Genomic DNA, 24,534 nt, shown 5'->3' on the forward strand with positions numbered 1-24,534 from the left:
TCGACTCTTCCATGGGAGAATATCCTGACACTAACCTGAAGAATAACAAACCTCTCTTATGCTGCCTTGTCTGCCATTTTTTCGCCTTCGAGAATCGCGGCTTGGGCAGCTGCCAGTCGGGCGATCGGGATACGGGGGCCCGAGCAGGAGACGTAAGTCAGTCCAATCTTGTGGCAGAACCGGATGGATGCAGGATGTCCACCATGCTCACCGCAGATACCCACTTTCATGTCTGGCCGTGTGTGACGCCCCCACTTGACCGCAGACTCCATGAGTCGGCCAACGCCCTTGATATCCAGCACTTCGAACGGGTTGTCCTGCAGGATTCCTTTCTGGTTGTACATAGGAAGGAACTTGTTCTCTGCATCTTCGCGCGAGAAGGAAAATGTTGCCTGTGTCAGGTCGTTTGTCCCAAATGAGAAGAATTCTGCCTGTTCCGCGAGATTGTCCGCCCGCATACAGGCGCGAACCACTTCGAGCATGGATCCGAACTTGAAGTCCAGTTTTACCTTATAGGTCGATTCCACACTCTTTCGGATCTCATCCACCCACACTTTCACCCGGATAAGTTCCTGGGCTGTGCAGACCTGGGGAATCATGATCTCCGGGTGCACTACGATTCCCTCTTTCTGACAATCAGCCGCGGCTTCGAGAATCGCCCGAATCTGCATCCTGTAGATTTCCGGAAAGGTAAGACCCAGCCGGACTCCACGGTGGCCTAGCATTGGGTTAACCTCATACAATGCCCGAACCTTTTTCAAAATCGCTTCCTTTTTCAAAATTGCTTCATCCACCAGCACCGGGTCGGTAAATTTCTGCACCTGGGGCTGTATCTCTCTTGTACGGTTCATGAATGTCACGGCATCAGAAAGCACCTGCATACCTTGAAGAATTTCCCGGAGATGGCGGAGATGGTCGAGGTCTTCTACTACGACATGTTCGGTTGGCAGGAATTCATGGATGGGTGGATCGAGCAGGCGGATTGTTACCGGCAGGGGGGACATAACCTTGAATATACCTTTGAAATCTTCGCGCTGGATCGGTAGCAGTTTGTCAAGTGCAATCCGGCGTTCCTCTTCAGTATCGGCTACAATCATCTCCACCATTATCGGAAGGCGCTCGGTACCGTTGAACATGCGCTCCGTCCGGCAAAGGCCTATGCCCATTGCACCGAATTTCAGCGCGCGATCTGCATCATCTGGCGTATCGGCATTGGCCATAACCTTGAGCTTTGCCAAACCGTCCGCTATTGAGAGGAGTTCGGCAAGTTCTTTGGAGAACTCCGCTTCTATCATCGGAACCTCCCCGAGGTAAACCGAACCAGTAGTGCCATCAATGGTGATCAATGCCCCCTCCCCAAACTCCTGATCGCCCGCTCTTGCATGACGCATGCGGACATCCACGTGAATACCCTCGGCACCTGATACACAGGGTTTTCCCATCCCCCGCGCGACGACGGCAGCGTGTGAGGTCTTGCCCCCACGACTCGTCAGGATTCCCTGTGAGGCAAAGAATCCATGGATATCCTCGGGTTTGGTCTCTTCCCGCACCAGGATCACCCGTTCACCGGTCCGGCCCAGTTTTTCGGCACGATCCGCGTCAAAGACGGCAATACCAATCGCAACACCCGGGGAGGCAGGCAGGCCTTTTGCTATAGGTTTTTTTGTAACCTTAGGGTCCAACCGGGGGAAAAGCATCTGCTCAAGCATCTCCGGCTGGATGCGCAGGAGCGCCTGGTGTTTATCGATAAGCCCTTCTTTTACCATCTCGACAGATGTGCGTACAAGGGCATGAGCGTTCATCTTGCCATTGCGTGTCTGCAGGCAGTAGAGGGTCCCTTTTTCAATGGTAAATTCGAAATCCTGCACTTCCTTGTAATGAATCTCGAGCTTGTTTCGCAGGTCCAGAAGTTCTTGGTACAACCCCGGCATCTCATCAGCCATTGCGGATACCGGCTTGGGAGTACGGATACCGGCAACCACATCTTCACCCTGGGCATTTACCAGGTATTCCCCGAAAATAACATTTTCGCCGGTACCGGGATCGCGGGTAAATCCAACCCCGGTAGCTGAATCATTCCCCATATTGCCAAATACCATCTGCATGACATTGACTGCAGTGCCATTGGCCATATCCGGAGTGATCTTGAATTCCCGCCGGTAATCCACTGCCCGTTTGCCACTCCACGATTCGAATACCGCCCTGATTGCAATCTCCAGTTGTATGCGGGGATCAGCCGGGAAAGGTTTGCCGGTCTTGCGATGGACTACTTTGAGGAAACGTTCGGAAATTTCGGCGAGGTCATGGGATGAAAGATCTACATCATGTTTTGCGCCTGCCTTCTGTTTGATCGCCTCGAACTCGGCATCGAATTCCGCTTCAGGAACCCCGAGAGCAACCTTACCGAAGAGCTGGATAAAACGGCGGTAGGCATCATAACAGAATCGTTCATTTCCGGTTTGTGCGATAAGGCCCTGGAGTGTCTCTGCATTAAGGCCGAGGTTAAGGATAGTGTCCATCATGCCAGGCATGGACATGGCAGAACCCGAACGGACTGAGATAAGGAGCGGATTATTACGTCCGCCAAAAACACGTTTGCTTTTGCGTTCTACTTCCGCAAGATGGGTATGCACCTGGTCCATCATCCCTTGCGGGAGTTCTTTTTTCGGATCATTCACAACAGCGAGACAGGCTTCTGTTGTGATGACAAAGCCTGGTGGTACCCTAAGCCCGATCTGTGTCATCTCACACAGGTTGGCCCCCTTGCCACCCAGTAGTTTTTTATTTTTTCCATCGCCTTCATTGAAGGCATAAACCCATTTCTTGCTCATGATTTCCCCCTGCATTTGGCCGCGTCAGCGCTACCACAACTCAGGATCGCGCTTGAGCTACCAGCATGGGTCCATTATGAAACGAAAGGTTAAATAATAATGCCCGTATTTTGCATAACACTGTACAGTTCAAACCTGTCATGTTATTCTGCCAACTTACGAGATAACCGGTGATGGGAACTATCGAATCAGGGGCTCTGGGGAACGTTTGCCAGGGATCGTATCAGTCTTTGTGTTACCGGGGCAGAATTGATAGTATTAACAAGATAAACTGTGGTTCTTTCAAGGAGATTTGTAATATATCGTTGCCGTATATGCTTTTTATACGGGTTATTGACGAGAAGGTGAGGGTTGAAATAGTTATTTTCCTCAAAGAGAGCGAGAGCTTCTTCCGGGAGCAGAGACCGTGCCTCGTTTTTATCCGTTGGATCCCGTTTAAGAAGTATCATCATCTTCAACGTGGTCATAGGAAGAATTCTGCCCTTGCCAATTACCCACCGGAGATCTGCAACAGCCCTGCCCTCTTCATCAAAATCACCCTCAGGAACAAGTCCATCATACTCCTTCCAGACTGTCGCGAGATCCTTTCGGATGTAAAAATTTTTTTCCGATCCATAGGCAAGGATATCTGACCCATATACCCTTGAAAAGAACCAGTCATCCGATACTATGCGGGTATGCGGATCTTTTAATAGTCCATAGGTCTGGGTTGTTTTGCCCGCGCCGGAATTTCCGATAAGGCAGAGGCCTTTTCCATCAATGTCCATGCATGCACCATGCACAGAATAAATATTATGTTCGTCTTCCAAGATATCACCGGCAAGACTGAGGGCAATTGATTTTATCCAGCCGTAATAATTAAAATTGAACAGGTACGCAGACCTCGAATGTGGATCGAAAAAAACAGTATTTGGTTTACACGAGGAGTCTTTGAATACAAAAAGCCTGCCATGTGACCGGACATTCTGTGACATGGGGTAAAAATTCTCCTGCCAGGTCTCTTTTAAGGTATGATCATCAGAAAGCAGTTTAATACAGCATCCGTATATTTCTGATTTGATCTCGTAGAGAACCTTGGGAAGATAGAGCTCCATCAAACGCTCGTTCTCATCCGTTGATATCAGGGCAATAGTATATGTCATAGAGCATCCTTTGGGAACATGAAGATTATCCAGCCATTTCCCGTTAAGGAAACAGCAACGATTTCTATCTCATCAACTGTCGGCTGAGTGTCAATACTTCAGGGGCGAGTCCATGAAGAATTTCAATGCCTTGCCTAAGGTTTTTTCAAATGGCAAATGCTGAATGTAACTCAATCGTTATGGCTAGGTAATAAAAGTATGGCTAAATTGCATTTGATAATTCAGTAATTAATCAGGTTATTCTTTCTTTTGAGCATGATTATCGGATCCCGGCAGCGACCTATATCTGATGGTGAAAAATGAATCTGAAAACCAGAGGTCCTTCAACCCGGTAAGGCATACTCATTACTAAGCGTATCGGAAATTATCCCCCTTATTTCATTCGGATTTAATTTTTCTCCTTTTTTTATTATTAGGAAAAGAAAAATTTTTCCTGTTCTGTGGAATTGATATCATGAGGTATCATCGGGGCCGGTAGATGTCATAGTATCTCCGGGGAGCTTCAAGACTGATATAATAGCGGTCAATATACGCAGTACTGATTATCATGTAAAGATCAGTATTGGATGTCTGGATTAAGCGGTATGAAGTACCCCGGTTTAGAATTTCCTCTCCTTCAATGAGAGTACCATTTGCAGCATAACAAAGCGCCATACGGAACCTGCCATACTGCGGAGTTGTATTTGCTATAACGGTGGTATTGAGTATCCACACGGGATAAGGAACAGAGAATGTCTGCGTCAGGCCGCCCCGTTTTTCGTCCACAAATGCAAATGGAACCATCTCCTGGCTTCGCGAGATAATATCCGATCCCCCGAATGTTTCCATGTTTTCGGGAAGTTTAAAAACCGGATAGAGAAAGGGTTTGTCGGAATAGAAGATCTGATACGGAGGTGCATCAGCAGGTATTGGTGTGGGTGTCAGTTGGAGATGGGTCGGGGATACCGTTGTCTGGTAGGTGACCGTTGGAATCGGGATCAGAGTGGGGGAAGGGGTGGTTTTGTCACCCGCACTCTTGATGGAAGCCAGGTACTGGGGGTTTGCGACTACCGCTATTACCAGCACGATGAGAAGGCCCCCGGCAAGAGTAAGAATATCGCCTTTTTCCACACAAAGTACTGGGTGATGCACTATAAAAATTATGGCGATGTTTGCCTGAAAAAAACACCGTTCCGGATACCCGGAACGGTTTACGCGATAATTTGAGCAATTGTGAGTCCACTAACAGGAAATCCACAGATATTTTTTATGCCTTCGGTGAGTAAGTGATGTATATGGAGCTTCCAGGACTTCAGACGTGGGTAGTTTTCTATCTCATCTCGTTTGTCGTTCTCCTCTGGGCTGCGTTTCTGTCTGCACAGGGAATAATGCTCTGGGTGAGCCTCATGCTCGTCATTCTCATCATCGGAGTCAATTTCTATGTGGTGTTTACCCAGATTAAGCTGCACGCATCCCGAAAACAGATGCAACACGATCTGACAAAAGATTTTGCCCGTGGTGATGAACTGGAAATTGATGATCGGCAAAAACATTAACCCGTTTTTGGGACTGTAAGTTTTTCCTTTTTAATAAAAATTTTCTGGGCTGTGTTCTTTGGTGCAAAAAGATCCTCGACCTGACGCCCAAGATATTCAGTTTTACCCATGACATAATAGCCATCGGCGATGAGCGCTGAATGGAAAGTACGCGCAAGATCATCTTTCTGTTTTTCTGTAAAGTAGATCGTGACATTGCGGCAGGTAATAAGATCAACATATCGTGCCGGGGGAACTCCGCTCATGAGATCATGTGGCCGGAACCGTATCAGGTCTTTTAAGTGCTGTTTGGCTTCGTACGTGCCATCCGGCCTTTTGGTAAAATGGCGCTGGATCTGTGCGGTGCTCAGTTTTGAGATAGCTTTTTCTTCAAAAATTCCTGCCTTTGCCTTTCCCAGCACCACTTCATCAATATCGGTTGCAATAATATGACCGGACCAGTCCTTATGACTGGCAAGTATGTCATGAAGAATAATTGCCAGAGAATACGGTTCTTCCCCCGTTGAACTACCGGCACACCAGATAGAAATACGTTTCCTCTGCTGGAAGAGTGCCGGAAGAACCGTATTTTTAATCTCATCAAAAACCTCCTTGTCACGGAAAAATTCGGTCACGTTGATGGTGAGTGCATTTCGTAAAGGTTCGTTTTCCGCAGGATGTGCTTTGAGATACCTGAGATAATCCGCATATGTTGTAGAATTCGTTGAACGCATACGGGACAAAAAACGTCTTTTGATATAATCCTCTTTGTAATTTGAACACTGGATTTTTAACAGCTGCTCGACATGACGTTTTAAAAGGTTGAATTCAGTCGCAGACTCTTCCATAAATGTATTTCCCCGATGCTATTACGTATTTTCTATATCCTTAAACATCTTCTGTATGTCAAGCCAGATTATTAATCCCCGCTCCTCTTTCTCTTCATTCTCTGTGCCGGTAGTGATGATACCCTTGATATATTTTGATTCATTGCCTGCGATTCCGTCAGTCATGCAATCAACCTGGGCTTCAGAGATTTCGGTTACACTGCTCACATTATCGACAATCACACCAACATTGTTGCCATTTGCTGCATCTGCCATGAATACAATGATCTTCTGTGATTTTGTTATCGGCCGGTTGGGTAACTTGAGGAATGAGTTAAGATTCAGAATATTAACGATCTCTCCGCGCAGGTTGATAACCCCGGTAATGTGTTCGGGTGCACGGGGAATAACGGTGATTGGTGTCATCTCGACAATCTCACGGACGGGTGTAATATCAAGCGCATAGTGCTCTTTACCCAACGTAAATTCCAAAATTTCTCCAGCATCTGCCATTATATGCTCTCCTGAACACCTGTGGTATTCTCCTGTCTGCCTGAATTAATGAGTACTCCATTCCTTTTACACATCTGCTCACCATCCTTCCATCATCGGTACAATCCTTCCGGCACGAGGATTTCAAACCGTGCTCCCCTGCCGGCTTCCCCGGTCTCTTTAATCGTAAGATTGGTTATCGCGAGCACTTCCCGGGAGAAAAACAATCCATAGCTGATGCGCCCCCTTCGGGTATGCTCAAAGACCAACTCCTTTTCATCAGCGGGTATGCCGATACCGTCGTCTTCATAGACCAGGATCAGATCCCTGCCCTGTTGTTTTGAAAAGAACCTGATTATCGTTGTTTTGACGCCATGTTCAAGAGTATTTTCAATCAGGTTTGCAAATACGCGTTCAATTAAATTATCGGCAAAGATCTCAATTTTTTTAATATCTACGGAAACTGAAATTTTTCCGAGAGGGACCGATGCTACTGCAGCATGGAACCGTTCCGCGATATCCTTCCACTGGGGCGGGCGTATACCAATATTCTGGTAGTCCCGGGTAAAATTTATCTGGTGTTGTATGGAGGCGATAATTACTTCCTGCTGCTCAAAGAAGTGGAGAAGTTTTTCATCCCGTGTCTCATTTTTTGCCAGATCGAGAGATAACCGCATCTTTGTGATGCCATTGAGAATATCATGCCGTGTTATGCTGGTAAGGAGGATGATCTGCTTGTTTGCATGGCGAAGCGCATCTTCCATGCGTTTGCGTTCATGAATATCAGCAATGACCCCGTGGAATCCGGTACCCGTCTCTTTTCCCGGCAGGGTCTTTCCCGATACCTGGACCCAGCGGTTTGACAGGTTTTTTGTCCGGAACCGGAATTCAAATGGTTCAAAGATTCCATGGCGGTTCCGTTCAAGACCTTTTTCGAACGGTACAATATCATCATTATAAACAAATTCCTGCATTGGATGCCCAAGAAACGCGGAGTGGTCGTTTCCAGACAGGTTCTTTATTGCCGGGCTGATGTAAGTGATTATATCCTGATCATTAAGCGTGAATATGACCTCAGTGATATTCTCAACAAGTGCCCGGTATTTTGCTTCTGATTCGATGAGTGCTCTTTCGATCTTCCGGTGTTCGGAGATCCTGCGTTCAAATTCTACGTTTTCTGGAATCTTGCCGGTAACGGTATCTTCCTTACGACTGGATTCCTGGAATGATTCCGGCACATGGGGTATCTGTTCGAATATGATACCGAGTCCCTGTTCCCCGTGGTCCAAAACAAGGGGAATCATTTTCATACGGAAATGTTGTGCCTGGTCCTGTATCATGAACTGAACGACATGTACCTGTTCATGCCCTTCACGCGCTTTCTGCAGGTGATTCATTCCTGATTCGGTAAGCATCACTGCGAGCGGGGATTTATCGATCTGCATCCCAACAAGATCATCACGTTTCAGGGAGAGCAGGGCCAATACGGGATCGTTGACCTGCTGGATCAGGAGGTTATTATCCAGAATAATGATGCCGTCCTGCCAGAGATTCAGGAAATGGGAGAGCGGGATCCGGGGCGACAAGGTAAAGATTTTTGCAGGCCCGAGATTGCGTTTCTCAATTTTCCCCGAAGCTATCAGAAAGTTAAGGTACTTTGCTGCAGTGGTCCGGTTTATGGAAAGCTGGCGGGATACCTGTTCAATAGTCAGTCCTGCTGGATTTTCCGCAAGCAATTGAGTAATCCGGTTAATTTCCTCCTCACGCACCACAGTATCTACATCCTGAATAATTGAATTAGTGTATTCATAGCAGTTCTGCCAACCCGTAAGTATTCATCATTATTGCTCAACAGTATTAAACATTGCTTTTGATGAGCAAAAGCCCAACATTTATATACAATCGGTGACGAACGTCTATGTTACCCTTGACTCTATGATGAGCACAAGTGATGATGATTAATGGGGGTGCTCTCCACAGACACAGGGAGCACGTGATGGTGACCCCCGATAACCGGGGTAAGCAGGAGCACCAAACCTAAAATGAAAAATCAGAGATGGGTGAGTGAGTATGAGTTTCATCGATGATATTCCAATGAGTAAGAAGCTGATGGGCGGATTCAGTGTTGTCCTGCTCATTCTTGTTGCGGTTGCTGCCATCGGGTACGTGAATCTGCAGGATTCAGCAGCCCGCCAGAATGCATTATATGAAAAAATGCAAGGTGCAGAGAACCTTGCACTGACCAATGCCGCACTGGAAAAGATGCGGGGAGATATCTACCGGTACATTGCGGTTCCCGCTGATCGCCCGGCAACAAGTACTTCACTGGCCGCACAGGTTGGAATTATCAATGATAATATGAAGGAGTTCCGCACACGACCGCTCTCTGCTGAGGACAAGGCCACTCTGGACAAGTTTGACGAGGCATGGGGCAGGATGCAGGTAACCTACAAGAAACTCGAGACCGATACCGATGCCGGTGACACAAAAGCGGTGGATGCGGGTCTCGCTGCAGGGAGCCCGGCCGTTACCGCCCGTAGTGACTGTCTCGCGGCTGTCAAGACACTGGTTACCAGCTCGTTTACGACTGCCGAGAACTTAAACAAGGCCACCGCCGCTGCCGCCGCATCAGCGTCCCTGATGATGATCATTGCAACTATTGTTGCGGTCATTGCCGGACTGGGTATTGCACTGTACATTGCAAGGAGTATTACCGTCCCCCTTGTTGAGGTAGTAAACAATCTCAAGGAACTCAAGAAGGGACACCTCAATTCAAGACTCCATATCGAGCGCAAGGATGAGATTGGGGAGATGGCAAGAACCCTGAACTCCTATGATGACTGCATGCAGAAATGGATCATCGGCACGTTAAAGAAAATTGCCGAAGGTGATCTGTCAACAGACCTGAAAGCAGCAGATGTTAGTGATGAGACGATTACTGCACTCAATACCACAACCCATGCAATCCGCGATATGGTGACCGAAGCCAACAAGCTCTCGATAGCTGCTGTAGAGGGAAAACTCTCCGTCCGTGGGGATGCCACGAAATTCAAGGGAGGATACTGGGAGATCATTGCCGGTATCAACAAGACCCTTGACTCGGTAGTTGTCCCGCTGAATGAGGCAATGAGGGTTTCTGATGAATATGCAAAAGGGAACTTCACCGCACGGATTGACGAGAAAATCAAGGTAAAAGGGGATTTCATTAAATTCAAGAACTCTCTCGATAACATCGGTATCGAGGTCTCGAAATCACTCTCGGTCATCAACCATTCGGTTGGAGACCTTGCTGCAAGCGCTGAAGAGGCCAACGCCAGTGTCGAGGAAGTCTCTGCCGGATCAGCACAGGTTGCAAAGAATGCAAGCGGGGTCAGCGTCAATGCTGAGAAGGCCACGCAGGGAATCGAGCAGGTGCAGAAGGCCATGGAAGATCTCTCCCGCACTATCCAGGATGTGGCAACCAAATCTGAAGCAGTAGCAAAGATCGTGCAGGACACGACAAACTTTAGCAAGGAAGGCATGGAACTGGCCCAGAAGACCGAACAGGGTATGCAGGGCATTACCAAATCGTCCAATGACGTGAACCAGATCATCGGTGAGATCAAAGGCCAGATGGATAAGATCAGCGAGATCGTCAACCTCATCACCGATCTTGCAAACCAGACGAACCTGCTTGCCCTCAATGCCGCGATCGAAGCAGCCCGTGCCGGTGATGCAGGACGGGGGTTTGCCGTAGTGGCAACGGAAGTCAAATCCCTTGCCGTTGAATCCCGGGCATCCGCAGAACGCATCGCTGAGATGATCGATAATCTCCAGAAACAGACGTTAAATGCAGTCGATGCGGTCACCTCCGCAAATAACGGGGTCCGGGAAGGCAGTGAAGCCCTGCACGAAACACTTTCCAGTTTCAGTAAGATCGTCTCGTCGATCGACAAGATCAGCCAGAATGTCAGCGACGTGGCTGCGGCAGCTGAAGAGCAGGCGGCATCGGTTGAGGAAGTAACGGCCAGTGTCAATGAAGTGGGCGGGCTCATGCAGAACACTACGAGAGAGGCAACTGACGCGGCTGCGGCAAGCGAAGAGTCCAGCGCTGCTATTGACCAGATCACTAAAGTGGTGGCTAATGTCAACACCATTGTCGACAAGGTGACAAAAGAAGTCTCGCGGTTCAGGGTCTGATTACGGGGGTTTTCTTAATGGCAAAAACCGCAGGTGAAAAAGAGGAGAAACACTCGCCTCCCGTATCAGCCGAATTACCAGCAGGGGAACCGGCGGAACTAAAAACCGATGGACCCCGGAAGGGTAAACTCCAGGTAGTGGAGTTCCTGCTTGGAAAAGAGCACTATGCAGTTGATCTCTTCGATGTGCGGGAAGTGGTGGAGTACACCTCCATCACCAAGCTCCCCAATACCCCTTCCTTCATGAAAGGGATCATTGACCTCCGTGGTGAAATCACCACGATTATCGATCTCAAGGAACGCCTCAACATTCTTGAGAAGTCAGATCTTCCCATTGAGAACAGCAGGATCATTGTTCTCGATGAGAAAATCACCAAAGCCAAGACCGGTATCCTCGTAGACGATGTCCTCGCTGTGTCCACGTTCGAACGAACCGATATTGACTCTACCTCAGCCTCCGGTGGGCGCGAAGATGCCGCTATCCTTGGAATCATCAAAAAGAAGATCAGGGAAAAGGAGCACGAACGCCACGAACTGATTATCTGGATCGATATCCGGCATCTGCTCAGGGATATTGGTGAAGAATAATGTGTTTTTTTAAAAACCTGTCCAATCATTTGACGAGGATTGTTCACATTCACCCGCAAGGAAAATTCCCTGGACACACTTTAGGAGATGTTCACAATGATTCAAGAAATGACTGAAAAATTCAACCGCATGAAGATCGGCACAAAAATCCTGATCATCTGCCTGGTCCTCGTTATTGTCCCCACCCTTCTGCTTGGGACGGTCGCCTATATAACTGCAAGCAATGCGATCAACGACCAGCTCGACATGACCCTGAATACGCAGATCACCGATATTCGGGGAATGACATCCAATTCCTATGATCTTTCAAAGAACAAGCTGAACGGGGATCTTAATCTTTTAAGAAGCCGGTTCACTGCTTCGGGAACTCCTGCCATTGTTGGCGGCAAGATTGCTTATGGTGACCAGATCGTTAATGATAATTTCCAGATTGTAGATTCCATTGAAAAGGATATGGGCAGCAAGGCCACGGTCTTCCAGAAGATCGGGGACAAAGCGATCCGTGTCTCAACAAATGTCATCGGTGCTGACGGGAAACGGGCCATAGGCACGCCGATTTCTGATGCTGTTTACGATGCAGTCATCAACAAGGGACAGACCTTCTACGGAACTGCAGATGTTGTCGGGAAAAAGTATGCTGCAGCGTACGAACCGATTAAAAATGCAAAAGGGGAGATCATCGGTATCCTTTTTGTCGGAGTACCTGAAGATGTCGTTTACGGCCCGTTAAAAGAACAGATCCTGGAAACGAAAATCGGCAAGACCGGTTATCTCTATGTTATGGACAACAAGGGCACCCTGATCATCCACCCGACCGAACAGGGTTCCAGCGTTGCCGACGCAGAGTTTGCAAAGACAATGATTGCAAATAAGGATGCAGTAACCAGCAGCAATAAACGCCTTGCCTATAACGACAATGGCAAAAATGTAGTGACGTATTACACCTATTATGCACCAACCGGCTGGATTATTGCCTCGCATGTTGATCCGTCAGACTTCAGCGGCCCGGTAGATGGCCTGAGAAATGCGATTATCATTATCCTTATCATCAGTATTGGTGCCGGAGCTGCAATTGCCACGAGTTTTGGCCGGTCAATCGCCCGGAGAATGGGAGACCTTGTCGGTCTTGGCAGGAAAGTAATGAATGGGGATCTCTCGGGTGCTGCAATGGAGATTGACTCAAACGCACGGATGGTCAGTGGCGGCGATGAGATCGGCGAAGTATCAGAAGCTTTCAGCGGGGTGGTCAATAACATCCAGCAGTTCAGCGATGAAATTACCACGATAAGTAATGCTACCGTTGAAGGACGACTTACTGCGAGAGGAGACAGCAGCAGGTTCAAAGGCGAATACGCGACCATGATCAACGGGCTTAACAACACGATAAACTCCGTAGTTGGTCACCTTGACGCAATTCCCGTCCCGGCATTCATCGTAAATAAGGAATTTTCCATTCTCTACGCCAACAAGGCTTCGGCCAGTATGGCGGGCGTAACCCCACAGAGCATGCTGGGACAGAAATGCTATGAACACTTCAAGACGCCAGACTGCCGTTCGCAGAAATGTGCATCCGGACAGTGTATGCAGTCAGGAAAGATGGTCACCTCTGAAACGCAGGCAAACCCGAAAGGACGCAAGTTTGACATTATGTATTCCGGAGTTCCCATCACCGATTCGAAAGGAACGGTCATCGGTTCGATGGAATTCTTCACCGACCTGACCGATGTCCGTAATGCTGCACGCCAGGCACAGAAGAGGATCGATGATGCACTTGCAATGATCAACAACGAAATGACCAAGATCTCGCAGGGTACTGAAGAGGCAAACGCTAATGTTGAAGAAGTATCTGCCGGTGCGGGACAGGTAGCAAAGAATGCAACTGCAGTCAGCGTGAATGTTGAAAAATCCATGGAGGGTATCATCCAGGTGCAAAAAGCAATGGAAGACCTGTCGCGTACTATCCAGGATGTTGCATCCCGTGCTGAATCTACCGCTAAGATTGTCCATGACACCGATGATTACAGTAAGGAAGGAATGGCGCTCGCCCGAAAGACCGAGCAGGGTATGCAGGGCATTACCAAATCCTCAAACGATGTGAATGTCATCATCCTTGAGATCAAAGGCCAGATGGACAAGATCAGCGAGATTGTCAACCTTATCACGGACCTTGCCAACCAGACAAATCTCCTTGCACTGAATGCAGCAATTGAGGCTGCCCGGGCCGGGGATGCAGGACGCGGGTTTGCGGTTGTTGCAACTGAAGTCAAGTCCCTTGCTGTCGAATCCCGTGCATCTGCTGAACGCATCTCAGGAATGATCGAGAACCTGCAGAACCAGACCCTGCATGCAGTTGACGCTGTCTCCGCAGCCAATGCCGGGGTTAAAGAAGGCAGTCTCGCACTGCAGAACACCGTTGCAAGTTTCTCAAAGATTGCAGACTCCATTGGCCAGATCACCCGCAATGTGGGGGATGTGGCATCCGCCACCGAAGAGCAGGCAGCCTCGGTTGAAGAGATCACTGCCAGCGTCAATGAAGTCAACAGCCTGATGCAGAACACGGCAAAGGAATCCACTGATGCCGCAGCAGCAAGTGAAGAATCATCGGCTTCAATCGAGCAGATCAGTAAAGTCATCGGCCATGTTTCAATGGTTGTTGAGAATGTCAAAAAAGAGATCAACAGTTTCAAGTAAGGAGAAGGGAAAATGACCGCTGAAAGTTCGGGAACGGTAAAAACTCACGGAAATGCGGGGACGGTTACACCCCCTTTATCCAATGGGAGAACTGGTTCTGCCCGGCAGCAGGATTCGTTCCAGGTCCTGGAATTCCTTTTAGGAAAGGAACACTTTGCAATCGATCTCTTCGATGTGCGGGAAGTAGTAGAGTATACCACTATAACCAAACTTCCCAATACGCTTCCCTACATGAAAGGCATCATCGATCTGCGGGGCGAGATAACCACAATCCTCGATCTCAAGGAGCGACTCCATATCCTCCGTGTAAATGACAGATCCGATGAGTCGGGCCGGATTATTGTTCTCGATGAAAAACTGACCGGTGCAAAGACGGGCATCCTTGTTGATGATGTACTGGCCGTTTCGACATTTGAAAAAGGTGATGTTGACGCTGCATCCACTGCCGGGGCAGGTGACGATGCCGCGATTCTCGGCATCATTAAAAAGCGTGCAAAAGACAAGGAAAACACTGTGCATGAACTGGTCATCTGGATCGATATCCGGGAAACACTCCGCCATATTGATAAAAGGGTCTAGGTCATCAAACCGGCGGAAGTGATGGGAGCACATCCCTGATCCCCCGGATAAAAAATGTTCATTTCACATCTTACGAACACAAAAGTAAGTCCAAAAATTCAGGAATCACTCAAAATTTACCCTATCAGGCAAGATACCATGGAATTTATTGACAACCTTCCTCTCGGAAAAAAGATCACCGGATCCTTCCTCATTACCGCTGTGATCTTTGCTATTGTTGCGCTTATCGGATACAGCAGCATGAACAATGCAGGTGCTGCCGGTTCAAATGCCGCGGTAATTGTGCTGTTATGCATAATCGGTGTCATCAGCTCTATTGGAATGGGAATCGCACTTTCCCAGAGCATTGCCGGTCCGTTACACCTGGTGACAAAAAACATCAGCGAGATCCACAAAGGTCACCTGGGAGAGCGGATCCGTCTCAACCGCAAGGATGAGATTGGCGTAATGTCTCAGGAGATGGACAAATTCTCTGATGATCTCCAGAAATATGTTGTCGGCACCATGAAAATGATCGCTGATGGTGATCTTTCCCGGGATCTCAAAGTCCGGGATGACAAGGATGAGATTGTTCCCGCCCTTAAAAAGACCATCGACACATTGAAAGGGCTCATTGCCGAATCGAACAAACTGTCAATTGCAGCCGTTGAAGGAAAACTCTCCGTCCGCGGGGATGCAGACAAATTCAAAGGTGGGTACTGGGAAATTATTGCCGGCATCAACAAGACGTTTGAAAACGTCGCAATTCCCCTTACGGAAGGGATGCGGGTTTCGGAAGAGTACGCTGCCGGTAACTTCACTGCCCGGTTTGAGGATTCAATCAAGGTGAGAGGGGATTTTAAGAATTTCAAAATATCCTTAAACAGCATCGGTACCGATGTTTCGAAAGCAATGCTGGGAGTAACCCATCAGGTAACAAATCTCGCCGCAAATACCCAGGAAGCAAATGCCAGTATCGAGGAAGTCTCAGCCGGGGCAAACCAGATTGCGCAGAATGCATCGGCAGTCAGTGTAAACCTGGAAAAATCCTCACAGGGTATTGGGCAGGTGCAGCAGGCAATGGATGATCTCTCCCGTGCGATTCAGGAAGTTGCTACAAAATCTGAGTCCGTTGCACAACTTGCCTCAGAATCAACCAACTACAGCCGTGAGGGAATGGATCTTGCACAGAAAACTGAGGGGGGGATGCAGGGTATCACTAAATCCTCAAATGATGTGAACCAGATCATAACGGAGATTAAAGGGCAGATGGATCAGATCAGTGAGATCGTCGACCTGATAACTGATCTTGCCAACCAGACCAACCTGTTAGCTCTCAATGCAGCTATTGAGGCAGCCCGGGCCGGGGATGCAGGACGCGGATTTGCTGTCGTTGCAACTGAGGTCAAATCGCTTGCCGTTGAATCGCGTTCATCCGCTGAACGTATTGCCGGGATGATTGAGAAACTTCAGACCCAGACAAATCATGCCGTTGAAGCGGTAGCATCAGCAAACTCGGGAGTCAGCCAGGGAAGCCGTGCCCTTCATGAAACCATCGCAAGTTTCAGCAAGATCGCTGGATCTATCGATAAGATCAGCCAGCATGTGAGCGAGGTAGCTGCTGCTGCAGAAGAGCAGGCAGCATCCATTGAAGAAGTGGCTGCAAGTGTCAGCGAGGTCATGACATTGATCAACAGCAGTTCCAAAGAGGCCATGGACTCTGCCGCTGCATCCGAGGAATCCAGTGCAGCAATTGACCAGATTACACGCGTTGTCGCCAATGTCAATTCCGTTGTTGACAACCTGTCAAAAGAAATATCCCGGTTCAAGTGCTGATTCGGGGGTACTGGTATGGCAAAATCTACAAAGCCTGCGGAAGGAGAGAAAATCTCTTCTATTCCCGCTGCCCCGGGCACAGATTCTTTGGATAAAAACCCGTCCATTAAGGAGACAAAGAAGGGGAAGCCTGATAGTGGGATGCTGCAGATCGTAGAGTTCCTGCTCGGAAACGAGCGATTCGCCATTGATCTCTTTGACGTCAAGGAAGTAGTGGAGTACACGACCGTTACCAAGCTCCCGAACACTGCCTCCTACATGAAAGGCATCATCGATCTCCGTGGCGAGATCACTACTATAGTGGACTTAAAAGACCGCCTGCATATCGCGGCACGCGCAGAGACCCTTGTAGAGAATAGCAGAATCATTGTGCTCGATGAGAAGATCACCAAAGCCAAGACAGGGATCATGGTTGACGACGTACTATCGGTTTCCACGTTTTATATGAGTGATATCGACAAGACCTCGGCAGCAGATAATAATAAAGATGCGGGAATTCTCGGGATTATCAAAAAGAAGGTCAAGGATAAAGACCACGAGAAGAATGAACTCATCATCTGGGTTGATATCAAGTACCTGCTCAAAGATATCAGCTGAGTATCAGCGGTTGCCTGAATGTGGTGTAAGTATAGGCTCGTCAAATAAATTCGAGCCTCATGGTATCAGTATAAAAACCTTTTTTTATGACGGAGAAAAAATTCCGGAATACTTTTTTCCCGCAGGGGCATATCATTCGGATAACCATATCGTTTTTAAGCTAGCAGTTTTACCATTGGATCATGACCGGGCTGAACAGATCCCATCTCCTTGTATTCTGCCTCATGCCCGATACAATCAGTGGATGTCATCGTATCCAGAAACATGACTAAAAAAATTGTAGCAATCCCGGATATCATGGTGTAAATTATATGACAGATTTTTCTTTGGCCAATCTCAATGCAGCCCGGGGCAAAGCGCCGGCGGATGCCGTGTTCACAAACGCGAAAATTTTCAACCCTTTTACCTGTGCATGGGATGAAGGAACCCTTGCTGTAAAAGATGGAATAATCCTTGGTATCGGTGATTATTCCGGGAAAAAAGAGTATGATCTCACGGGCATGTACATCGTTCCCGGACTGATCGATGCCCATGTCCATATCGAAAGCTCGCTGCTCACCCCCGGCGAGTACGCACGGCTGGTAGCACAGCACGGGACGGCAACCGTGATTGCAGATCCCCATGAGATCGCCAATGTAGCCGGGGTTGCCGGTATTGACTGGATGTTGTCCCAGCGGGCAGGACTACCCGTTGATATCCGGTATATGCTGCCATCATGTGTCCCGGCAACACCGGTGGATGTCGGGGGGGCAATTCTTGATACCCCGGATCTTGCCCGGTTCAAAGGCCGTGAGGGGGTCTTAGGCCTTGGAGAGATGATGAACTTTCCCGGGGTGCTTGGTGCAGATCCCGCTATCGGAAAGAAACTGGAGCTCTTCTCCATTCGTGACGGACACGCTCCCCTGCTTTCAGGAATGGATCTGAATGCCTATATCCTGGCTGGACTCCAGAGCGATCACGAATGCACCACCCGGACCGAAGCTGAAGAAAAATTAAAAAAAGGCATGTACCTGTATATCCGGGAAGGTTCGACAGAACGAAATATCAGCGAACTTGCGCCCCTGATCTCACCCATTACGGTTTCCCGCTGTTGTTTTGCGACTGACGACTGCCACGTTGACCTGCTGATGACAGACGGGCATATCGATCGCTGCATACGGAAGGCCATTGCATGCGGAGTGCTCCCGGAACTGGCTATCCGTATGGCCACACTTTCTGCTGCTGAACGGTTCGGGCTTACTGATCGCGGGGCACTTGCTCCCGGACGCCGTGCAGACTTCTGTATTATTGATAACCCGCTCACTTTTATCATTCACCAGGTATTTGTTGCCGGAAATGAGCTTGTGGACCGCATACCAGATGAACGACAAAACCAAAAAGCCCCTTTCCGGTGCACGGTCCCCTCTATGGACTCAATCCAGATTCCCTGTAAAGGTACTGCACGGGTTATCGGGATTGTGCCGCACCAGATCGTGACGGATGCTCTTAATATTCCCATCAATGGACCTCTTCAATCCTGTGATGACATCCTGAAAGTTGTGGTTTGCAACAGGTACGGCACCGGCGCTTGTGGGGTGGGCCTTGTTCAGGGTTTTAAGTTCAGGACCGGGGCAATCGCATCCAGTGTGGCCCATGATGCGCATAACCTGATCGCTGTCGGTACCAGTGACCAGGAGATCCTGCGGGCAATTGACGCGGTGATACGGATGAAAGGCGGCATGGCTGCACTATCTGAAGAACAGGAGGCCGCTCTCCCGCTTGACTGTGGCGGGCTGATGTCGACCCTGCCATATGACGAAGTTGCGTCCCGGTTGGAAGAACTCCATTCTGTCACCCGGAAGATGGGGGGGATTGATGATCCCTTCATGTACCTCTCGTTCCTTTCGTTAACGGTAATCCCTTCTTTGCGGATCACTGACCGTGGTGTATTTGATGTGATGGAATTCAGGGATGTGCCACTGTTTTTTTAAATAATCAAACCAGAAACATTCTTTCCTTTTTTTATCTGCACGGCAACCAAAGATTGATTACCAGAAAAAAGTGAATACAGACAATTGTCAATATACTAAAAAAAAGTAACCTGCCGGAAAATCTGTGTTTTTCAGGCAAAGAGATCACTTCTTTCGAGGGGTTTTAATGGAAAAACAACCGGAACCGGAAAAAAACATGAATGGTATTCAGCAGGAATGGGCATCTACCCTGGACTCTCACGCCCTGAGCCAGTTTCTGGAGAGTATCATCATCAACGCAAAACTCTGGATGACGTTTCTGGATACCAACAGAAATGTGGTGATATGGAACCGTGCTGCGCAGGAGATCACCGGGTATTCGGCTGATGAAGTGCTTGGCCACAATACCATCTGGCGATGGATCTATCCCGATGCTTCTTATCGCAGGAAGGTCACACAAAAAATTATAGAAAATATCCAGACTAAAAAATCCCTTGAAAATTTTGAGACCACAATTGTCACCAAAAACCAGGAGATGAAAAAAATTTCCTGGAACACCCGCGAACTTGTTGGAGAAGATAAGAAAAGTATCGGGTTCATTGTTCTGGGAACTGACATCACCGAGATCGCTAAGGTAAAGAGCGATTTAAGGAGATATGCAGAGTTCCAGAAAAGCATCATTATCAACGCAAAACTCTGGATGACGTTTCTTGATGCCAATAACAATGTGATTATCTGGAACAAAGCGGCAGAAGCAATTACCGGCTATGCAAAAGAGGAAGTCATCGGCCATTCTGACGTATGGAAATGGCTGTATCCCGATCCTGCGTATCGGCGTGAAGTAACAAAAATGATCAGGGATATTATCCGTAATAACAAGTATCTGGAAAACATCGAGACCCACATTCTCACAAAACGGGGACTGACACGGTATATCTCGTGGAATACGCGGGAACTTACCGGGGATGATAACAAACCCCTGGGCTACATTATTGTGGGAAATGATATTACCGAGAAACTGCTGGCAAAAAAAGAGTTGAAAGAGCACGAAGAGATGTTCCGCGGGATCACATCTTCTGCAAATGATGCTATTGCACTTCTTGACCGTAACGGTGTCATCACGTACTGGAATCCTGCTGCAGAGCTATTATTCGGGGCATGTTCAGGATCCGTGTTCAGGCAGAATTTTTTCTCCTTGTTCTCTCCGGAAAAATACCGTAATGACGATAAATCAGACCTGAAATTATTTTTCGAAACCGCTACTGGCCCATTTGCACATAAGCCCCGCGAGTTACAGTTCCAGAAAATTACCGGGGAAATTATCCAGGCAGAGATCTCCCTTTCGACAGTAACTATCCATGGGATCCTGAACGCGATTGCGGTCATCCGGGACATCCGCGAGCGGATTGAAACTGAGACCCGTGAACGGGAAATACTGATCAATGAAGTCATTCAGGGATCCCCTATCCCGCAGTTCATGCTGGACCAGAACCACAAAATTATCTTCTGGAACCGGGCGCTTGAAGAACACAGTGGGATAAAAGCCGAAGAAGTCATTGGTACAAATCAGCACTGGAGGGCGTTTTATGAAACGCAGAGACCATGCCTTGCCGATCTGCTGATCGACGGAATGATCGATGATATTCCTAAGTGGTATGCAGGAAAATTCAACAAGTCCCGGCTGGTCAGGGGCGCGTATGAAGCTACAGATTTCTTCCCGAAGATGGGGCGTGAAGGAACCTGGTTGTATTTCACTGCAGCCATTATCCGTGATGCAAAAGGAGAGGTTCTCGGCGTGCTGGAAACTCTTGAAGATATTACCGATGCGATTATGTACAAGTCCCGGTAACTGGAGTTGTACCCGGATAAGATTCCTTTTATCCGGGTTTTTTAATGCTGGTTGCTGACGGTATTTTTTTTCACCGTCGTTTTCTTGTTTAAACGATACCCTTTTAGATGCCCGGAAAGTATCACGCAAACAAGAGGATAATAATTGCACCCGCAACCATGAGTGCAGCCCCCAGAATGCGTTTGAGGATATCCTCTTCGGAGAATACGAGGGTTCCGTAAAGGACCATGAAGATGATACTCATCCGCTTTATTGCAATAACATAGGGAACGATCTGGAGAGTATAGGCCATATTTATGGACGCAGCCTCAACAGCAACGAAAAGGCCAATGAGAAGGCACAGTCCTGTAAACTGCCTCAGGTGTAATGACGTGACAGCAGGTGCAACATGGACCGGGTTATTCATAACCTGATTCAGAGATTTGTTCCTGCCGGAGTAATGGGAATATCCAGACTCAGCAAGGAAAGCAATCCCGATTAAAAAAACCGTGAGTGCCATCCCAAAGAACGGGTCGGAATTGAGCAGTGCGATCTTGTCAAAATTGATCGAGATGGCAAACAGGAATGCTACAATGAGCATGTACCAGCTGCCCCGGTTCCGGATCATCGCCCGGACCGGGTCCAGGAAATGTTCATGTTCTTCTGAAATGTTCAGCACATATGAACCGCATACGATGATGCAGATACCCAAAAAACCGAACAATGATGGCACTTCATGGAGCAGGATATAAGAAGTACCAATAAGGATGGCTGGCGTGAACGACAGCATCGGGACTGAGAGCGAGAGGTCGGATGAAGACAGGGCTTTAAAAATCAGGTTAAGCCCGATGATGTTCAGGATTAAGGTAACTCCCACTGCTGAAAAAAAGTCCGGGCCGAGAGGGGGAAATCCCCGGTAGGCCGACACCAGAAAGAGCAGGCCTCCCCCAAGAGTGAACCCTATTCCTGTCAGGAGCTTTGGATCCAGTGCGGTGATATACTTCTTGACAATAATGAAATAAGCGGCATTGGCCAGGGCGCCAAGGAGCGCTAAGAAAATCCAGAGCATGTATTCAGAGTCCAAGGTATTGTGAGGTTGTTATCGCATATCGGGCTTTGTATCAGGAAATATCTCTTTGTTGTTTCAGGTCCGGTCATAGAATCGCTGCCGGTTTGCCTTTGTTAAATCGATAGTAATATCGTTTTTACGGTATGGGAACATCAGTCCTTGCCTGAACAATAGGATTTGACAAAAGGAATGCAAAAAAATCAGCGAATAAAAAACCCTAAAAAAGTCTGGTCAATCCGCACGAGCATGACCCTCTCATGTCCGCTGCATCCATTCAGCAGTTGTCAGAACACGGGAGAACCGCTGCTGCTGAGTGACGAGAATTGCGCGGTGGAGATCTGCATCGCTGATCGTGCCGGCAGTATTTTTTATCGACAGGGTTCCGGTTGCATCGGACAGAAAATTTACTGTATATCCACGATGGAATGCCTGCCGGGCAGTCGTGTCGCAGCACATCTGGGTCATATAGCCGGCAATAGTTATGACGGATATGTTGTGCTCTTTTAACCAGCCATCAAGGTTCGTTCCGGTAAAACTGCCGGGCATGTTTTTTTCAATGATGATATCCGTATGCCTCTGGTTGATTTCATCGTGAAGTTCCCAGCCACGTGTCCCTTTCCTGAATGCAGTTGCTTCCGGTACTGGATTTGAATGCTGGATCACGAGAACCGGCATGTGGGTGGCATGGGCGTGATCCATTGCCACCAGAATTTTTTCAAAACTTCCCGGGGGATAGGTAATGGGAAGTTGTCCGGTAAAATATTCATTCTGGACATCGATGACCAGCAGTGCCTCTTTCATGGTGTATCCGCCTCTTCCGGACCAGGAATGTCCGGGATACTTTTTATCGTGCCGAATCCCTGCGAAACGGACTGGCCTATGCCGAAATATTCCGGGATCCGTATATTCGTCCGGAACTTTCCCAGAAAGACGATGACATTTTCACGATCAATCCGGTCTATCCGGAATTTTATCTTTGCCTCGCAGGTTATCGGCACGGGCGTTTTGTAGTCCAGCGATTTTGCGAGCGTTTCGAGATTGCCGGTAAGTATCTTTTGCATGAAAGCATCCCGGTCAGGCTTGCCTTTAAGGTCATAGAACTTCTTTGCATTCTGCTGGTTCAGGGCAAGCCATGGTGTCAGGAATTCATAGGTATGAGTTGTGCCGGAAATTCCAAACTCTTCATGCCGGATGGAGGTATCACGCTCAAGGATTGTGCAGGCGGTCTTTCCCTGCGAAAATTCCTTAAGCCCCTCCGAGTGCTGGTAAAGGAAATCGGCACCCTGGCTGATACCGAGAGTGATTATTGAACTCTTTACCTGCTTGCACTGTACCACCGGGTAGCGATGAATGAACCCGGCTGCACTCTCTTTGCGAAGTGTTGTGAATTCACCCAGTTTCCCGGCGATATCTGACCGTAATTCACTGAGGGAAAACTGTACCGGGTTCACCGGTTCAAGGGCAAGGGTGAATATTTTCAGGTTCATGGATTATTTGCTCACACCATTTTTGCCGGCCACCTTCATGGAGTTATCCATGAGCAGGTGCATGTTCAGATGGCCGGGCAGTAAATACGCAGGATACGGATTTTATAAAACGACAAATCTCTTGATAGCCGTAGCATTCAGGGTGCCTGCCGAGATCATGATGTAGTATTCCTGGGGATTTGGTATATTGAGATCAACCGACCAGGTATTTTCACCACATTCCCCCTCTGTTACGAGAGTTGACAAGGGTTTTTCGTTTCCCATGGACATGTTTTTTGGCAACATTCCGCTGGGGAATACGAGATATTTGAGTTCTTCACCAACAGCCCGGTTTGTTGTCCCCCTGATGGAAAAATTTTTACCGGAATATGAATTACTGACAGGATTTATGCGAACCCATAAGGGTTCAGGTTCTTTTGGGGGGCAGAGCGTTGGCACCGGGGTTGGTGCAGGACGGATAAGGAATTCACGGGAGACTCCGCAATCCGATACAATGCGGTAGCGGTTGGGTTCCCAACCGGAAGTGATGAACCTGTATGCCTGGGTTGATTTTCCTGCATCCAGGTACGTTTTATTGGTTTTAACCGGCGTATCTGTTCCCATCCGCGTTGCCCAGATCCCGCTGCCTGTCTGGAATTTTACCGAAAACGTCGGGGGATCGTTTAAGCATTCAAGCGTTCCACGCCCCTCATTGGAGATAAAAAACTCGACAACCTCTCCCTGGTTATACACATCGGTATCCATCCGGATGAATCTGGATCTCTCCTCCGGCTGGGCTATGGTCACTTGGTAGCTGGACGGGAGCTGTTGTACCCCGGGGGTTGCATTACCCGTCTGGTTGGTTTGATCAAAATGTGATGTGCACCCGGCCACAAGAAGTATGCAGACAATTGAAATGATCAGGATAAAAGTTGTGGAGATGCGGGTCATGGGATCACCTGTTACGA

At 48.3% G+C, this 24,534-nt stretch carries 19 protein-coding genes; 9 read left to right on the plus strand and 10 right to left on the minus strand.

Annotated features, from left to right (window positions below; genetic code table 11):
- Positions 1-56: 56 nt before the first annotated feature.
- The 3 genes from ppdK to WC593_01680 form a co-directional block, all read right to left on the minus strand.
- Positions 57-2,831: a pyruvate, phosphate dikinase gene (gene ppdK, locus WC593_01670; GenBank protein ID MFA4823846.1), complete on the minus strand. Its 2,775-nt coding sequence runs from the start codon at positions 2,829-2,831 to the stop codon at positions 57-59.
- 188 nt (positions 2,832-3,019) lie between these two features.
- Positions 3,020-3,973: an aldolase gene (locus WC593_01675; protein MFA4823847.1), complete on the minus strand. Its 954-nt coding sequence runs from the start codon at positions 3,971-3,973 to the stop codon at positions 3,020-3,022.
- 462 nt (positions 3,974-4,435) lie between these two features.
- Positions 4,436-5,083, minus strand: coding sequence for a hypothetical protein (locus tag WC593_01680; GenBank protein ID MFA4823848.1), 648 nt, complete (start codon positions 5,081-5,083; stop codon positions 4,436-4,438).
- Between the two features lie 164 nt (positions 5,084-5,247).
- On the opposite strand from WC593_01680, the gene WC593_01685 reads away from it, so the two are divergent.
- Positions 5,248-5,508: a hypothetical protein gene (locus tag WC593_01685; GenBank protein ID MFA4823849.1), complete on the plus strand. Its 261-nt coding sequence runs from the start codon at positions 5,248-5,250 to the stop codon at positions 5,506-5,508.
- On the opposite strand, the gene WC593_01690 is transcribed toward WC593_01685, so the two are convergent.
- The 3 genes from WC593_01690 to WC593_01700 form a co-directional block, all read right to left on the minus strand.
- Positions 5,505-6,335 (minus strand): protein-glutamate O-methyltransferase CheR, encoded by an 831-nt coding sequence (locus WC593_01690; GenBank protein MFA4823850.1) that lies wholly within the window; start codon positions 6,333-6,335, stop codon positions 5,505-5,507. The two genes, WC593_01685 and WC593_01690, sit on opposite strands and share 4 nt — an antisense overlap.
- 21 nt (positions 6,336-6,356) lie before the next feature.
- Entirely contained in the window at positions 6,357-6,827 is a 471-nt protein-coding gene (locus WC593_01695) for a chemotaxis protein CheW (GenBank protein ID MFA4823851.1), read from the minus strand.
- 92 nt (positions 6,828-6,919) lie between these two features.
- Positions 6,920-8,575 carry a PAS domain S-box protein gene (locus WC593_01700; GenBank protein MFA4823852.1) on the minus strand — a complete coding sequence of 552 codons (1,656 nt, stop codon included), beginning with the start codon at positions 8,573-8,575 and terminating at the stop codon, positions 6,920-6,922.
- 301 nt (positions 8,576-8,876) lie between these two features.
- Here WC593_01700 and WC593_01705 point away from each other — a divergent pair, with 301 nt between their 5' ends.
- The 8 genes from WC593_01705 to WC593_01740 all read left to right on the plus strand — a co-directional run bounded on the left by WC593_01705 (position 8,877) and on the right by WC593_01740 (position 21,052).
- Positions 8,877-10,985 (plus strand): methyl-accepting chemotaxis protein, encoded by a 2,109-nt coding sequence (locus WC593_01705; GenBank protein ID MFA4823853.1) that lies wholly within the window; start codon positions 8,877-8,879, stop codon positions 10,983-10,985.
- Positions 10,986-11,002: 17 nt separating this feature from the next.
- Positions 11,003-11,572 (plus strand): chemotaxis protein CheW, encoded by a 570-nt coding sequence (locus tag WC593_01710; protein ID MFA4823854.1) that lies wholly within the window; start codon positions 11,003-11,005, stop codon positions 11,570-11,572.
- Between the two features lie 108 nt (positions 11,573-11,680).
- Positions 11,681-14,263, plus strand: coding sequence for a Cache 3/Cache 2 fusion domain-containing protein (locus WC593_01715; GenBank protein MFA4823855.1), 2,583 nt, complete (start codon positions 11,681-11,683; stop codon positions 14,261-14,263).
- Positions 14,264-14,275: 12 nt separating this feature from the next.
- The gene (locus WC593_01720) at positions 14,276-14,842 is read left to right on the plus strand and encodes a chemotaxis protein CheW (GenBank protein MFA4823856.1); all 567 of its coding nucleotides are present in this window, start codon (positions 14,276-14,278) and stop codon (positions 14,840-14,842) included.
- A gap of 138 nt (positions 14,843-14,980) precedes the next feature.
- Entirely contained in the window at positions 14,981-16,657 is a 1,677-nt protein-coding gene (locus WC593_01725; GenBank protein MFA4823857.1) for a methyl-accepting chemotaxis protein, read from the plus strand.
- Between the two features lie 141 nt (positions 16,658-16,798).
- Complete coding sequence (locus tag WC593_01730) at positions 16,799-17,254, plus strand: chemotaxis protein CheW (GenBank protein MFA4823858.1); 456 nt, start codon at positions 16,799-16,801, stop codon at positions 17,252-17,254.
- A 311-nt stretch (positions 17,255-17,565) separates the two neighbouring features.
- Entirely contained in the window at positions 17,566-19,224 is a 1,659-nt protein-coding gene (gene ade, locus WC593_01735) for an adenine deaminase (protein MFA4823859.1), read from the plus strand.
- A 166-nt stretch (positions 19,225-19,390) separates the two neighbouring features.
- Positions 19,391-21,052: a PAS domain-containing protein gene (locus WC593_01740; protein ID MFA4823860.1), complete on the plus strand. Its 1,662-nt coding sequence runs from the start codon at positions 19,391-19,393 to the stop codon at positions 21,050-21,052.
- Positions 21,053-21,173: 121 nt separating this feature from the next.
- Here the strand turns inward: WC593_01740 and WC593_01745 are convergent, their stop codons facing one another.
- The 4 genes from WC593_01745 to WC593_01760 form a co-directional block, all read right to left on the minus strand.
- Positions 21,174-22,100: an EamA family transporter gene (locus WC593_01745; GenBank protein ID MFA4823861.1), complete on the minus strand. Its 927-nt coding sequence runs from the start codon at positions 22,098-22,100 to the stop codon at positions 21,174-21,176.
- Between the two features lie 255 nt (positions 22,101-22,355).
- The gene (locus WC593_01750) at positions 22,356-22,901 is read right to left on the minus strand and encodes a cysteine hydrolase family protein (GenBank protein ID MFA4823862.1); all 546 of its coding nucleotides are present in this window, start codon (positions 22,899-22,901) and stop codon (positions 22,356-22,358) included.
- Positions 22,898-23,587 (minus strand): CRISPR-associated endonuclease Cas6, encoded by a 690-nt coding sequence (locus tag WC593_01755; GenBank protein MFA4823863.1) that lies wholly within the window; start codon positions 23,585-23,587, stop codon positions 22,898-22,900. The genes WC593_01750 and WC593_01755 overlap by 4 nt, the downstream gene beginning before the upstream one ends.
- Positions 23,588-23,689: 102 nt before the next feature.
- A complete protein-coding gene (locus tag WC593_01760) occupies positions 23,690-24,517 on the minus strand; it encodes a hypothetical protein (GenBank protein MFA4823864.1) in 828 nt (275 codons plus the stop codon).
- Positions 24,518-24,534 lie beyond the last annotated feature (17 nt).

It is taken from the genome of Methanoregula sp. (assembly GCA_041645435.1).
Lineage (GTDB): Archaea > Halobacteriota > Methanomicrobia > Methanomicrobiales > Methanospirillaceae > Methanoregula.